The sequence below is a fragment of the Kitasatospora sp. NPDC004289 genome (genome assembly GCF_053602875.1).
The window spans coordinates 16,448-30,598 of sequence record NZ_JBSGEL010000041.1 but is presented as its reverse complement, the minus strand read 5'-3'; the positions used below and the strand labels follow the sequence as shown (position 1 = coordinate 30,598).

Genomic DNA, 14,151 nt, shown 5'->3' with positions numbered 1-14,151 from the left:
GGCGTTCTGGCTGTTGCCGAGCAGCGTGCGAAGCAGCGGCCGGAGACCGAGGTGGACCGGGCCATGGCAAGGGCCAAGGCCTCCCGGCAGAAGGTGGTGATCGACGGGCTGACCACCGAGTTCAGTGAGACGTCGGCGACCCCCGAAGGGCATCTGGCCACCACGTCGCACCCGGACCAGCAGAGGGTCAGGCGCGGCGCCTCCTGGGTGCCCCTGGACGCGACGCTGGCCAGGCAGGCCGACGGGTCGTACGCGCCCAAGGCGGCAGCCGGTGACGTGGTGCTCTCCGGTGGCGGCAGCGGCCCGGCCGTGACGATGACCAGCCCGGACGGCAAGAAGCTCGCGCTGACCGCTCCGTTCGCCCTCCCGGCGCCGGCCCCGGACGCGGACGGCGACGGGCTCGTCTACCCGAACGTCGTGCCCGACATCGACCTGAAGGTCACCGCGACGAAGTTCGGCGGCGTAACCACCGTCTTCGTCGTCAAGACCCAGGCCGCAGCGGCCAGTCCTGCCTTGCAGAGGCTGCGCTTCACCACCACTACCGACGGCATCACCATCACCGCAGCCGAGGACGGTGCCCTCACCGCGAGCGCCGCGGACGGCAAGCCGCGGTGGATCGCCCCGGCCTCCAAGATGTGGGACAGCTCCACCAGCACCGGATCCGCCAAGACGGGCGCCGCTCCCAAGGTCCTGCGCGCGGCCCCCGGCGCCAGCGCCGATGGGGGTGCTGCCGCAGAGGCGGCAACGGTCAGTTCGGCCGACGGCCCGGCCGAGTCCGCCACCGTCGCGACGATGCCCGTCACCGCCGATGCCTCCGGTCTCACCCTGACGCCCAGTCAGGAGCTGCTGTCCAAGGGCACCGCCCCGTACTTCATCGACCCCGAGTGGAAGCGCTGGGACGCCAACAACCAGGCGAACGCCTGGACCTGGGTCCAGTCCGCCTACAAGACTGATGCCTCCAACTGGGGCAGCACCTCCAAGAACTCCGGTGCCGGAAAATGCGGTACCTACCCCGTCGGCAGCAACAACTGCTCCCCCGAGTCGGTCTACCGCAGCTTTTACCAGTTCAATACCAACCCGCTGCGCGGCACGGTGATCCACTACGCGCGTGCCGACTTCCAGCAGGTCCGCTCCGCGAACTTCGACTGCAACACCAAGTACCCGCTCGACCTCTACCACGTCGGCGCGATCAGCAGCGGTACCAACTGGGACAGCCAGCCCGGCCAGATCGACTTCCTGGGGCGCAGGGACGTGGGCGGCTCCGGAAACGCGGGCTGCAACGGCGTTGTCCCGTTCAGCTACGACATCACCGGCCTCATCCAGCAGCGCGGCACCACCCAGGACACCGTCACCCTCGGCCTGTACGGCAACGAAGGCGACATCTACGCCTTCAAGCGCTTCAACAACCAGCCTGCCCTGTACGTCGAGTACGACCGCGTTCCCAACCCGCCCACCGAGCCCGCCGTCCGCCCCGCGCCGAAGACGGTCAGCCCGTCCCAGGACAACCTCCAGTCCTGCGGAAACGGCGACGCCAGCACCTGGGGTTGGCTGGGGGCCGGCAGTGACCAGAACGGCGCTGTCGCTCTGACCGCCAGGGTCTCCAGCCCGGAGCAGGCCCAGCTCTACTCCTGGAACCACATCTGGGACTACAGCCTCAACGGCACGCCCGAGGTCGACAGCGGCTACTCCGGCCTCGTGCCCAGCGGGCAGACCGCATCCTGGACCGTCAAGCCGGGCGTCATCAAGGACGGCCACGCCTACGGCTACAGCATCTTCGCAACCGACCGACTGGAGGGTGTCGGCTGGGCCGGCCCCACCCCCACCTGCTTCTTCAAGGTCGACCTCACTCCGCCCACCGTCTCCTTCCCCAACCGTGTCAGCGACCTGAACACCCAGTTCCCGCCCTCCGGCAACGGCGAGACCACCAAGCTGACCACGGGCCAGAACGGCTTCATCCCGGTGAACGTCGCCGACGACAACGGCGGCCCCAACCGCTCGGGCGTGGTCTGCCTGCGATGGAGCTTCGACCCCCAACTCTCCAACGAGGCCTGGCGCTGCGGTGACGCCATGCCCAGGAACCAAATCCCCGTGACCCCCACACGATGGGGCACCAACATCCTCTACATCGAGGCCCGGGACAACGCCGGCAACCGGTCGCCCGTCGCCCAGTACGCGTTCTACGTCCCGTGGAACCCCAATGGGCCCGCCCCGACCTTCGGTGACGTCACCGGCGACACCGTCCCCGACATCCTCACCCACGACCAGGCCGGCAACCTCCGCGCCTACACCGTCCCCGTCAACCCCCTCGCCGTCTCGGCCTCCGCGACCGTCGCAGCCGCCAAGACGATCTCTCCAGACGGTGACACCTGGGCCAACTACCAGACGACTCACCGAGGAAGCCTTACCGGCGGCACCAACATCGACGCGCTGCTGGTCCACAAGGCGAGCTCTCCCGACCTCTGGGTCTACCGCAACCCCGGCAAGGACTCAGTGCCCGGGGTCTTCGACATCTCGACGAAACTGGCAAAGCCCGCCTGTACGGTGTCGGCCCTGAACCCCGACTGCAGTGGCTACAACACCACCTGGGCCGGCACCCGGCAGATCGCTGCCCTCGGCGACCCGGCCACCACCGCGCTGGACACCTCGACGAAGAAGTTCCAGAACCGCACCGGACTGCTCACCGTCGAACCCGCCCCCAACGGCGACGCCGCCCTCTGGTACTACCCCACCGTCAGCGACACCACCCTGGGTGCACCTATCCGACTGGCTTCCACCGGGTGGAAGGACGTCGACCTGCTCTCCCCCGGTGACTGGGCCGGACAGGGCCACCCCGGCCTGTGGGCACGCAACCGCCTCACCGGCGCACTGAACGCCCACACCTTCAACCTCGCCACTGCCACGATCACCGACGAGTACGGCGAGGAGACCAGCTACCCGCTCATCACCGGGGTCGCCAGCACCACCCAGATCGCAACCGGACTCACCCCGGACAACTTCCCGAGGATCGGTTCCGACGGTGACCTAACCGGCACCGGAAAGCCCGCCCTCTGGGGCATCACCCCCAGGGGCCAGGTACAGATCCGCACAGGTGAGCGCACCAATGCCGGCACCGCGAACCCCGGCTACACCTTCACCTCCACACAAGACAGCGTCCTCAATACGCTCGCCAATCCCAGCAGTTGGTCGCTCGGAGCAGCCAGCACCAGTAACGGCACCGCAACCGACAGCACCGGACCCAACCCGATGAACGTCCCCAGCGGCGCCACCTGGACCACAGACCACAAGGGCAACACCAACGGTGCGGCCGAATTCAAGAACGACGGCTCGATGTACTCCACCAAGACCACAAGCACCTGGACCCGCACCGTCCTCACCAAGGGCATGGCCCTCAGGTCCGGCCAGCGCATCACTGCCGTCACCACCACCCTGACCATGCAGAGTGACGGAAACCTGGTCCTCGCCGCCCTCAACTCACCTGTGCCGCTGTGGGCCTCGGGCACCTGGGGTCATCCTGGCGCGACCGCCGTCATGCAGCCCGACGGCAACTTCGTCATCCGCGAGCCCAACGGCACCCCGATCTGGCACACCAACACCTGGAACAGCGCCAACAGCACCATCGAGCTCCAGCCGGACCGCAACCTCGTCCTCTACAACGCCGCCAAGCAGCCCATCTGGCACAGCGGCACCTTCAACCCCACCTTCAACACCGCCATCGACGTCGCCGCCAACGGCCCCGGAGTCGACACCAGCGGCAGCTACACCCTCGCCGCCTGGGCGAAGATCGACTCCTCCACCGACAACGACCAGACCGTCGTCTGCCAGAACGGCGACACCCGTCCTCCGATCAACCTCCAGTACAACAACAACAGCCGGTCCTGGGGCGTCTTCGCACCCACCCAGGACGACCTGTCGATGGACTTGCCCAACACCCGCTCCGGAGACAACAGCGTCTCCTACGGCCAATGGGCCCACCTCGCCGTTACCTACGACGCCGAATCCCATGCCCTGACGCTCTACGTCAACGGCCAGTTCGCCGGAGCCACCACTCAGCCCTACCCCTGGGGCGCGGGCGACACCGCCAACGCCGCCCGCGCACTCACCGTCGGCGGCTGCTACATGAACAACAAGAGGGACATCATCAACAAGCTCAATGGTGCCGTCAGCGATGTCCGCACCTACCCCTACACCCTGACCCCCACTCAGGTCACCGCTCTCGCCGCCGGCTGACCACAGCACGGAAGCCCGGTGATCCGGGTGGCGGACACCCGCCGAAACCTGGAGGTCCCGCCCGGCCGTCGCGGCCGGGCGGGACCTCACGTCGTCGGTGTGTCGGTCCGCTACACCTGCGGCGGGTGTGCCGGCCGCGGGGGCGGGAGGGCGGGCAGGGGCGGGAGTTCGGGGCGGCGGAGCCAGGTGTCGAAGAGGGTGTCGAGGGGGGTCGCCGCGTAGCGGTCGGCGTGGGCCAGGAAGTCGGGGGTGGAGACGACGCCGTGGCGGTTCAGGACGGCCCAGTCCTGGACGAGGCGGAAGAAGGGCTGGTCGCCGACGGCGGCGCGCAGGGCGTGCAGGACGAGGCCGCCGCGTTGGTAGAGGCGGTCGTCGAACATCAGGCGCTTGCCCGGGTCGCCGAGGATGAGGTCCTGGGGTTGGCCGGCGAGGAGGGCGTGGGCGGAGGCGGCGTGGGCGGAGGCGCTGCGGCCGCCGGAGTGCTCGGCCCAGAGCCACTCGGCGTACTTGGCGAAGCCCTCGTTCAGCCAGATGTGGCGCCAGTCGGCGATGGTGACGCTGTTCCCGAACCACTGGTGGGCCAGCTCGTGGGCGACCAGGCGTTCGGAGCCGCGCTGCCCGCCGAGGTGGTTGCGGCCGAAGGTGGCCAAGCCCTGGGCCTCGACCGGGACGTCGAGTTCCTCGTCGGCGACCACCACCGCGTACTCGCCGAAGGGGTAGGGGCCGAAGAGCTCCTCGAAGAGGTGCATCATCCGGGTCTGGCGCCCGAAGTCGGTGCCGAACTCGGGCAGCAGCCGCGGCGGCAGGTAGGCGGTCTGCGGGACCGCGCGGCGGGTCTCGCCCGGGTCGCCGCCCTCCACCAGCCGGACCGTCTCGTAGAGGCCGACCGAGACCGAGACCAGGTAGCTGGAGGTCGGGGCGGCCTGCTCGTAGACCCAGGTGGTGGAGGAGGAGCGGCTGGTGCGGGCCAGCAGCCGGCCCGTCGCGACCACGGTGAAGGGGGAGGCGGTGGTGATCGAGATCAGGTAGCTCGCCTTGTCGGCGGGCCGGTCGTTGCACGGGTACCAGGAGGAGGCGCCGATGGGTTGGCTGGCCACCAGGGCGCCCTCCTCCAGCTCCTCCCAGCCGAGCCCGCCCCAGGGGCTGCGCACGGGCTTGGGGTTGCCGGTGTAGTGCACCTCGACGGTGAACGCGGCTCCGGCCGCCGGCGCCTTGGCCGGGCGGATGCGGAGCTTGCCGCCCCGGTGGGTGTAGCGGGCGGCCTTGCCGTCCACCAGCACCCGGCCGATCCGGAAGTCGGCCAGGTCGAGCGCGAACTCGGCCAGCGCCGAGCCGCCGGCCACCGCGAGGATCCGGGCCGAGCCGCCGAGGCGGTTCGGCCCGGGCCGGTAGTCGAGCGTCAGCTCGTAGCGGTGCACCCGGTAGCGCGGGTCCCCGTGCTCAGGGAAGTACGGGTCGACGCCGGGGGACGGCACCTGCTTGGGACTCAACGCTTCGTACGCTCCTGCTCCAGACGGACCGTCAGGACTGCCAGGCCTCGATCGGATTGCCCAGCCAGCGGGTGTCCGCCGGCACCGACTCGGCCCGCATCACGAGCGAGGCCGGGCCCAGGGTGCTGCGCGCGCCCACCGAGCTGCCGGGCAGCACGATGCCGCCCGGGCCCAGGGTGGCCCCCTCGTGGAGGACCACAGTATCCATGCGCATGATCCGGTCGTGGAAGAGGTGGGTCTGCACGACGCAGCCGCGGTTGATGGTGGCCCCGTCCCCGAGGGTGACCAGGTCCGCCTCGGGCAGCCAGTAGCTCTCGCACCAGACGCCGCGGCCGACCTTGGCACCGAGCGAGCGCAGCCAGAGGTTGAGCACCGGGGTGCCGGGGACGGCGCCGACCAGCCAGGGCACGGCGAGCACCTCGACGAAGGTGTCGGCCAGCTCGTTGCGCCAGACGAAGCCGCTCCAGAGCGGGTGCTCGACCGCCTTGAAGCGGCCGACCAGCAGCCACTTGGCGGCCGCCGAGACCAGGCAGGCGAGCAGGCCGGCGCCGATCAGCACCGGGCCGGAGAGCAGCGCGACGGCCCAGAGCGGCAGCGCCCCGGCCAGGCCGGCCAGCGCGGCGAGCACCAGCACCAGCAGGCCGGTGGAGGCGACCACGGGGACGAAGCGGCAGACCTCGACCAGACCGCGGGCCCAGAGCAGCCGGGCCGGCGGGTCGTAGGTGAGGCTCTGGTCGGCCTGGTCGGCCGAGCGGGGCAGCCTGACCGGCGGCATGCCCAGGTAGGAACTGCCCTTCTTGGCCTTCTTCGGGGTGGCCGAGAGCACGCCGACCAGGCCCCGGTCGGGGACCGCGCGGCCGGGGGCGGTCATCCCGGAGTTGCCGAGGAAGGCGCGCTTGCCGATCTCGGCCTGGCCGATCTTCAGCCAGCCGCCGCCGAGCTCGTACGGGGCGATCAGGGTGTCGTCGGCGAGGAAGGCGCCGTCGCCGACGGTGGTCAGGCTGGGCAGGGCGAGCACGGTGGAGACCTCGGCCCGGGCGCCGATGCTCATGCCGAGCGCGCGCAGCCAGACCGGCGTGATCAGCCCGGCGTAGAGCGGGAAGAAGATCTCCCGCGCCTGGTCCATCAGCTGACTGACCGTCCAGGCCTGCCAGGCGATCCGGCCGTGCAGCGGGTGGACGCCCGGCTCCAGCCCGATCGAGAGCAGGCGGACGGCGGCCAGCAGCAGCCCGGCGTGCACCATGCCGTAGGCCAGGGTGGCCGGGACGAGGGCGAGCAAGGCGCCGGTGAGCGCGTCCTGGAGGCCGTCGCCGGGGTGGACGAACTGACCCGTCACCAGCAGCGCGGCGGCCAGCGGGAGGACGGGGAGCAGGGTGAGGCCGAGGCCGCTGATCCCGTACAGGGCGGACCAGAGCGGCTTGCGCGGCGGGCGCTGCTTGGGCCAGTTGCGCTCGGCCTTGCCGAGCTTGACGGCGGGTGCGCCGGCCCAGCGCTGGCCGGTGGGGACCTGGCCGGTGACGCCGGAGCCGGGGGCGACCTGGGCGCCCTTGCCGACCTTGGCGCCGGGCAGCAGGGTCGAGCGGGTGCCGACCACGGCGCCCGCGCCGACCTTGACGGCGCCGATCTCCAGCCGGTCGCCGTCCAGCCAGTAGCCGGAGAGGTCGACCTCGGCCTCGACGGCGGCGCCGCGGCCGAGCTTGAGCAGGCCGGTGACGGGCGGCAGCGAGTGCAGGTCGACGTCCTCGCCGATCTTGGCACCGAGCGCCCGGCCGTAGCGGACCAGCCAGGAGCCGGAGAGCGAGGTGGCGCCGCTGACCTCGGCGAGGCGTTCGGCGGTCCACAGCCGCAGGTGCACCGAGCCGCCGCGCGGGTAGCGGCCGGGGCCGACGCCGCGCAGCAGCAGCCGGGCGCCGCCGGCCGCGAGGGCGAGGCGGCCGGGCGGGCTGAACAGCAGGACGGCGGCCGCGCCGATCAGCCACCAGGAGGCGGTGGGCGCCCACGGGTAGTCGCCGAACCAGGCCAGGACGTTGCCCAGCGCCAGCAGGCCGGTCGCCCAGCGCAGGCCGGTGAGGGTGAACAGCGGCACCAGCAGCAGGAGTTGGAGCAGCTTGGCGCGGGCCGGGACGGGCGCGATCTCGCGCTGCTTCCCGTCGCCCTGGCCGCTCTGCTCCAGGTGGCGGGCGAGCTTGCGCAGGGTCGGGTACTGGTAGAGGTCGACCACGGCCACCGACGGGTAGCGCTCGCGCAGCAGGGTGGTCAGCCGGGCGGCGGCCAGGCTGCCGCCGCCGATGGCGAAGAAGTCCTCCCGGGCGCTGCCGACCGGCACGCCGAGGATCTCCTCCCACTGCTCGGCGAGCCAGGCCTCGGTGCCGTACAACTGCTCGACCGGGCCCGCCGGTTCGAGGTCGGCCAGCGGCCAGGGCAGCGCGTTGCGGTCCACCTTGCCGGAGGTCCGGGTGGGGAGGGAGTCGACGGGGGCGAGCAACGGGACCAGAGCGGCCGGGAGTTCGGCCCGCAGGCGCTCCACGGCGGCCGCCCGGTCGAAGCCCTCCTGGGTGACCAGGTAGCCGACCAGCAGCTGGTTGCCGCCCTTGGCGGTGCGCACGGCGGCGGCCGCGCCGGCCACCCCGGGCAGCGCCTGGAGCGCCGCGTCCACCTCGCCGAGCTCGATCCGGCGGCCGCCGAGCTTGATCTGCTCGTCGCCGCGCCCGAGGAAGAGCAGGCCCTCGGGCTCGGCCTGCACCACGTCGCCGGAGCGGTAGGCGCGCTCCCAGCCGAGCGATTCGAGGGGGGCGTACTTCTCCGCGTCCTTGGCCGGGTCCAGGTAGCGGGCCAGGCCGACGCCGCCGATCACCAGCTCGCCGGTCTCGCCCATCTTCACGGGCTGTCCGTCGGGGCCGACCACCACCAGGTCCCAGCCCTGGAGCGGCAGGCCGATCCTGACCGGGCCCTCGCCGTCCAGCAGCGCGGCGCAGGCCACCACGGTGGCCTCGGTCGGACCGTAGGTGTTCCACACCTCGCGGCCCTCGGTGACCAGGCGCTGCACCAGCTCGGGCGGGCAGGCCTCACCGCCGAAGATCAGCAGCCGCACTTCGTTCAGCGCCTCGGCCGGCCAGAGCGCGGCCAGGGTCGGGACGGTGGAGACCACGGTGATCTCCTGCTCGGCCAGCCAGGGGCCGAGGTCCGCGCCGCCGCGCACCTGGGAGCGGGGCACCGGCACCAGGCAGGCGCCGTGCCGCCAGGCCAGCCACATCTCCTCGCAGGAGGCGTCGAAGGCGACCGAGAGCCCGGCCATCACCCGGTCGCCGGGGCCGATCGGCTCCTCCTGGAGGAAGAGCGCGGCCTCGGCGTCCACGAAGGCGGCCGCGTTGAGGTGGGTGACGGCGACGCCCTTGGGCTTGCCGGTGGAGCCGGAGGTGAAGATGATCCAGGCGTCGTCGCCGGTGGCGGGCACCTCGCCGGTGCGGCCGCCGGGTTGACGGCCCGTCAGGGCCAGCGCGCGGCCCGCGCCGAGCACGCCGACCGCCTCCGCCTCGCCGAAGACCAGCTCGGCCCGCTCGTCCGGATCCTCGGCGTCCACCGGGACGTAGGCGGCACCGGCGGCGAGCACGCCGAGGATGGAGACGTAGAGGTCGTTGCTGCCGGAGGGCACCCGGATGCCGACCCGGTCGCCGCGGCCGATCCCGGCGGCGGCCAGCCGGCGCCGCACGGACTCGATCTCGGCGCCCAGCGCGCGGTAGGTCAGGACGGCGCCGCCGTCGTCGAGCGCGGGCTCGTTGGGGTGCGCGCGGGTGGTCGCCGCCAGCACGTCGAGCAGGGTGCGCGGCTCGGGAACCGGCCCCGCCACGTACCGGGCGGTGGGCCCGGTCCCCTCATCCTGCGGTGTCGTCACCTGTGTCAGCACGGCCATGTGACACGATGCTAATGCGTCATGGTGACGGCGCCCGTCGAGTGGATCACCTCCGGGCTCCGTGCGTCCCCGATCGGACGCACCGTCAGTACGCACCCGATCGATGCCTCCCACCTGCGGGATCCGGCCCTCCGCACCCCGCCGGAGCGACCCTGGGGGCGTGCCCCGGCCGTGTGGCGGACGGCACATCCGGTTGTCCGGGAGTTCCGGCCGAGTTCGTCCGCCGTTCATGCCGCGGCCGGTCAGCGCGCCAGGGAGGCCCCCTGCCGCGGCAGCCGGGCGATCAGTTCCTCGGCCTCCCGGCGGTGCGCGGCCGCCTGTTCCGGTTCGTCCAGGTAGGTGGCGAGCTCGGCGAGGGTGAGCGAGACCGGGCGCAGCGCGATGGAGGTGGAGGCGGCCCCGGCCACCATGCCGCGGTGCGGCAGCAGGTCGGCGTAGACCCCGGCCGCCTCCTCCCGCTCGTCCAGGGCCATCACGGCGAGCGCCCGCAGGGTGAGGAAGAAGGAGCGGTAGTAGTCCGGCGGGATCGGCCGCCGTTCCACCCGGGTGGCCCGCACCTCCTCCGCCGGGCGGCCCGCCTGCAGCAGGGCCAGTGCCCGGATGTCCTCCACCAGCGGGCCGTAGAGCTCGGCGCCGCGCTCGATCAGCGGCAACTCCTCGACCAGCATGCCGCGTTGGAAGGCCCGAGTGAGCCGGTAGAGCGCGTCGAAGCCCTCCGCGTGGATCGAGTCCCGGGAGTACAGGCCCGCGATGGCGGCCCGGAAGCGGGCGTCCGCCTCCTCCTCCCGGCCCTCGATCAGCGCCAGCATGCCGAGCTGGCAGCGGCCCACGTCCACCAGCTCGGGCAGGTGGTAGGCCTCGGCGATCCGCAGCCCGGCCAGCGCGTGCTCGCGCACCCCGGCGAAGTCGCTGCGGACCGCAGCCGCGGTGCACCACAGGTGCTCGGCCAGCCAGCGGTAGGCGGGCAGGTCGTGCTCGGTGGCGAGCGCGGACAGCTCGGCGGCGATCGAGGTGCGCAGCTCGATCTGCAGCTCGTAGTCGTGCACCCGGGCCTGGGCGGCCAGGGCGTGCGCCAGCAGCACCGGATCGCCCTCCCGGCGGGCGATCGCCACCGCCTCGGCGGCCGCCGCCCAACCCTCCGGGCTGCCGGAGCAGTCGAGCTCGTAGGAGAGCGCGTCGAGCAGGTGGCAGCGGGTGGCGGGCGGCAGGTCGGGGCGGGCGAGGAGCGCGTTCAGCGCCTCGACGGCGGCCTGGTCGACCGTGCCGTAGGCGTGCGCCACCCACGGGGTCGGCTCGGTCCAGGACGTCCAGGCGGCGACGGAGAGCTCGAACCGTCCGCTCTCCCGCGCCTGCTGGATGGCGGCGGCCCGGGTGGCCAGCGCGGCCCGGATCGCCCCCGCCCGCACCTGGGCCCGCAGCAGCGCGCCGAGCAGCTCGATCCGGCGGGCCTGATGGTCCACCAGCTCGGCGGGGACGAGATCGAGCAGCTCGACGGCCTGGCGGAGCAGGGCGGCGCAGGTCTCGTGGGCGTAGCGGCGCTCGGCCGCCTCGGCGGCGCGGACGGCGTACTCCACCGCCAGGTGCGCGGTGGCGGGGCCAGCCGAGTGGGCGAAGTGGTGGGCGAGGGCGGAGAGCTGGGTGGGGCGGCGGGTGCGGAGGGCTTCGGCGACCCGGCCGTGCAGGCGGGAGCGGCGCAGACGGGTGAGGTCGCCGTAGAGCGTGTCGCGGACCAGCGCGTGGGTGAACCGGACCACGCCGGGGGCGGGTTCGGTCAGCAGGCCTCCGCCCAGGGCAGTCTCCAGGGCGGCGTGCAGGCCGTCCTCGTCGTCCTGGGTCCGGTACGGGGCGGTGAGTGGCCCGTACTGCGGGATGTCGCTCACCGCGTGCTGACGTACGGTCTGCGGCTCGTGCTGGGCGACGGCCGCCAGCAGGACGTCCACCTCCGCCTCCCGGCCCACCACCGCCGCGAGCCGGAGCACCTCCAGGGTCTCCGGCGGCAGCCGGTCGAAGCGGCGGCGCAGCACGTCGCCGACGCCCTGCGGCACCTCAGTGACCGCCACCAGCGCGCCCTCGGCGGCCAGCAGCCGGGCGCTCTCCCGGAGGTAGAACGGGTTGCCGCCGGTGCGTTCGGCCAGCGCCGCCACCGTTTCGGGCTGGACCGGTGCCGCACAGACCGCCTCCACCAGCCGCCCGGCCTCGGCCGGGGCCAGCCCGCGCAGCGGCAGGCGGCGCGGCGAGAGGCGGGCCAACTGGCCCAGCGTCTCGGTGAGTTCACCCTCGCCCGGGCGGTGTGCCAGCACGAGCAGCAGTCCGGGCACGGACTGGCCGGTGGCCAGCTCGCCGAGCAGTGCCCTGGTCTCCCGGTCGGCGGCGTGCAGGTCGTCCAGCACCAGCACCACCGGGCGGGCGGTGGCGACGGTCCGCAGCCAGTCGGCCACCGCGCGGTGCAGCCGGAACCGCCCGGCGAGGGCGTCCTCCGGGCCCGGTACGGCTGACGGCCCCTCGGTCTCCAGCAGCGGCGCCAGCAGACCGGCGAACGCCGGGTCCGGGGCGCTGGCGGCCGCCAGCGCCCGCAGCGCCTCCGTCCAGGCCCAGGCCGCCGGCGCCCCCTCCGTCTCCGGACAGCGCCCGGCCGCCACCAGCCAACCCCCGCCGGCCAGTTCGACCCGAAGGCGGTGCAGCAGGGTGCTCTTCCCGGCCCCGGCCTCCCCACTGACCAGCACCACCCCGCTCCCCCCGCCGGCCACCTGGACCGCCACCTCCCGGACCGCGCGCAGCTCGTCCTCCCGCCCGACGAACACCTCGCGGGGGTCGAGGGCGACGAGGCCGCCCTGGGCCGGGCGATGGGCGAGGCCCTCGGCCGCACCGGACGCCGAACGGAGCCCGGCCCCGGACGCGGCGGCCCGCTCGCGGTCAACTCCTCCGGCGGAGCGGTGCGCGAGGCCGACACCCTCCGTCGCACCGGACGCCGGTCGGGGCCCGTCCCCGGACCCGGCGGCCGCCTCGCCGCCGACGGCCGGAGCGACGGTGCGCGGCTGCGGTACGCCACCGGCCGCCGTCCCGCCGGGCCGTTCGCCCTCGGTCGATCCCGCCGCCCGGCCTCCGTCGCCCGAACCACCCTCCGCCATCAGGTCATTGAGCCGCACCTGCCCCCTGGCCCGCGGCGGCAGCAGCTCGGTGTGCTGGTGCAGGACGGCCGACTCCAGCGCGGCCAGGGCCGGGCTCGGGTCCAGGCCGAGCTCCTCGCCGAGCAGGGTGCGGGCGCGCCGCAGGGCGTCCAGCGCCTCCGCCTGCCGGTGCCCGGCCCAGAGCGCGAGGGCCAGCAGCCGCCAGCCCTCCTCCCGGTACGGGTGCTCCTCGGTCAGCGCCAGCGCCTGCGGCACGGCCACCGCCGACTCCCCCTGCTCCAACTCCAGCTCGATCAGCAACTCCCGCGCGGCCAACCGCAGTTCACCGAGCCGCGCCACCTCCCGGACTGCCCACGGCCGGTCCGCGAACTCCCCGTACGCCTCCCCGCCCCACAGCTCCAGCCCCTCCCGGGCCGGGCCCGGACGACGCAGCTCACGGGCCCGGACCAGCAGGCGTTCGAAGTCCCGGGCGTCCAGCGCCCCGCTGCTGCGCGGCAGCCGCAGCGCGTACCCCTGCCCCTCGCTGACCAGCAGCCGAGCCGCCTCGCGCGGACCGCGCGCGGGCTCCAGCAGCCGCCGCAGATTGGAGACGTACGCCTGCAGCGAGGCACTCGCCTTGGCCGGCGGACGCCCCTGCCACAGCCCCTCCACCAGCCGGTCGGCGGGCACCACCGCACCGTCGGCGACCAGCAGTTGACCCAGCACCGCGCGCTGGTGCGGCCCGCCCAGCCGGACCGGCAGCCCGTCCACCTCGACCCCGAGCGCCCCCAGCACCCGGACCCGCACCGCCCCCGCGTTCCGCTCCATCGCCCGAGCTTAACCCGCCCTGACGTAGGGTCCCGATCAGCCCCGGAGGCCCGCCGACGCCTCGTCGGCGAACGGTCCCGACCGTTCGTGCCGGACCGGTGCGGAGTCGGTCGGCACCGATGCGGAGCCGGTCGATCCCGCCCCGCTGCGCAGCAGCACCGCGCTGAGCGGGACGAAGCCGCCCGACCCGCCCGTGGCGGGGTCCTCGCCGGAGAGACGTCTGAGCAGGGCGACCGCGATCCGCTGGCCCTGGGCCTTGGCCCGCTCCGCGCGCGGGCCGGTGTACAGGCCGTCGACGGTGGCCTGCCAGAGCTGGACCCAGCGGCCGAAGTGTTCGCCGGTCAGGGGCTGTTCGGCGTGCAGGACGGCGTGCGGTTCGAAGACGTCGCGGCGGTACTCGGCGGACCGCAGCAGGGCCCGCTCCCAGAAGTCGGCGATGTGCGGGAGGTGCCGCTCCAGCCGGGTTCCGGCCAGCGCGGTGAAGTACGGGCCGATCAGCGGGTCGGCGAAGGCCGCGCCGTAGAAGCGGCGGAGCAGCAGCTCCAGATCGGCGCGGTCCCGGATGTCGGTGCGGTCCACGCCGCAAGGC

The 14,151-nt window shown here is 73.5% G+C and carries 5 protein-coding genes; 1 reads left to right on the top strand and 4 read right to left on the bottom strand.

The features are described from left to right. The first annotated feature begins 63 nt into the window (after positions 1 to 63). The gene (locus ACWEPF_RS25545; RefSeq protein ID WP_452174329.1) at positions 64 to 4,227 is read left to right on the top strand and encodes a LamG-like jellyroll fold domain-containing protein; all 4,164 of its coding nucleotides are present in this window, start codon (positions 64 to 66) and stop codon (positions 4,225 to 4,227) included. 110 nt (positions 4,228 to 4,337) lie between these two features. Here the strand turns inward: ACWEPF_RS25545 and ACWEPF_RS25540 are convergent, their stop codons facing one another. The 4 genes from ACWEPF_RS25540 to ACWEPF_RS25525 all read right to left on the bottom strand — a co-directional run bounded on the left by ACWEPF_RS25540 (position 4,338) and on the right by ACWEPF_RS25525 (position 14,141). Beyond that, positions 4,338 to 5,717, bottom strand: a complete 1,380-nt coding sequence (locus ACWEPF_RS25540) for a M1 family metallopeptidase (RefSeq protein WP_452174328.1) — start codon at positions 5,715 to 5,717, stop codon at positions 4,338 to 4,340. Between the two features lie 31 nt (positions 5,718 to 5,748). Then, on the bottom strand, positions 5,749 to 9,627 hold the full coding sequence (locus ACWEPF_RS25535; RefSeq protein ID WP_452174327.1) for a Pls/PosA family non-ribosomal peptide synthetase: 3,879 nt from the start codon (positions 9,625 to 9,627) through the stop codon (positions 5,749 to 5,751). Positions 9,628 to 9,869: 242 nt separating this feature from the next. Continuing rightward, positions 9,870 to 13,562 (bottom strand): BTAD domain-containing putative transcriptional regulator, encoded by a 3,693-nt coding sequence (locus tag ACWEPF_RS25530; RefSeq protein ID WP_452174326.1) that lies wholly within the window; start codon positions 13,560 to 13,562, stop codon positions 9,870 to 9,872. A 36-nt stretch (positions 13,563 to 13,598) separates the two neighbouring features. Beyond that, complete coding sequence (locus tag ACWEPF_RS25525; protein ID WP_452174325.1) at positions 13,599 to 14,141, bottom strand: group III truncated hemoglobin; 543 nt, start codon at positions 14,139 to 14,141, stop codon at positions 13,599 to 13,601. Positions 14,142 to 14,151: the final 10 nt, after the last annotated feature.

Coding starts and splice junctions, on each gene's coding strand:
- ACWEPF_RS25545 (WP_452174329.1), top strand. CDS start 64: ATGGCAAGGGCCAAGGCCTCCCGGCAGAAGGTGGTGATCGACGGGCTG.
- ACWEPF_RS25535 (WP_452174327.1), bottom strand. CDS start 9,627: ATGGCCGTGCTGACACAGGTGACGACACCGCAGGATGAGGGGACCGGG.
- ACWEPF_RS25530 (WP_452174326.1), bottom strand. CDS start 13,562: ATGGAGCGGAACGCGGGGGCGGTGCGGGTCCGGGTGCTGGGGGCGCTC.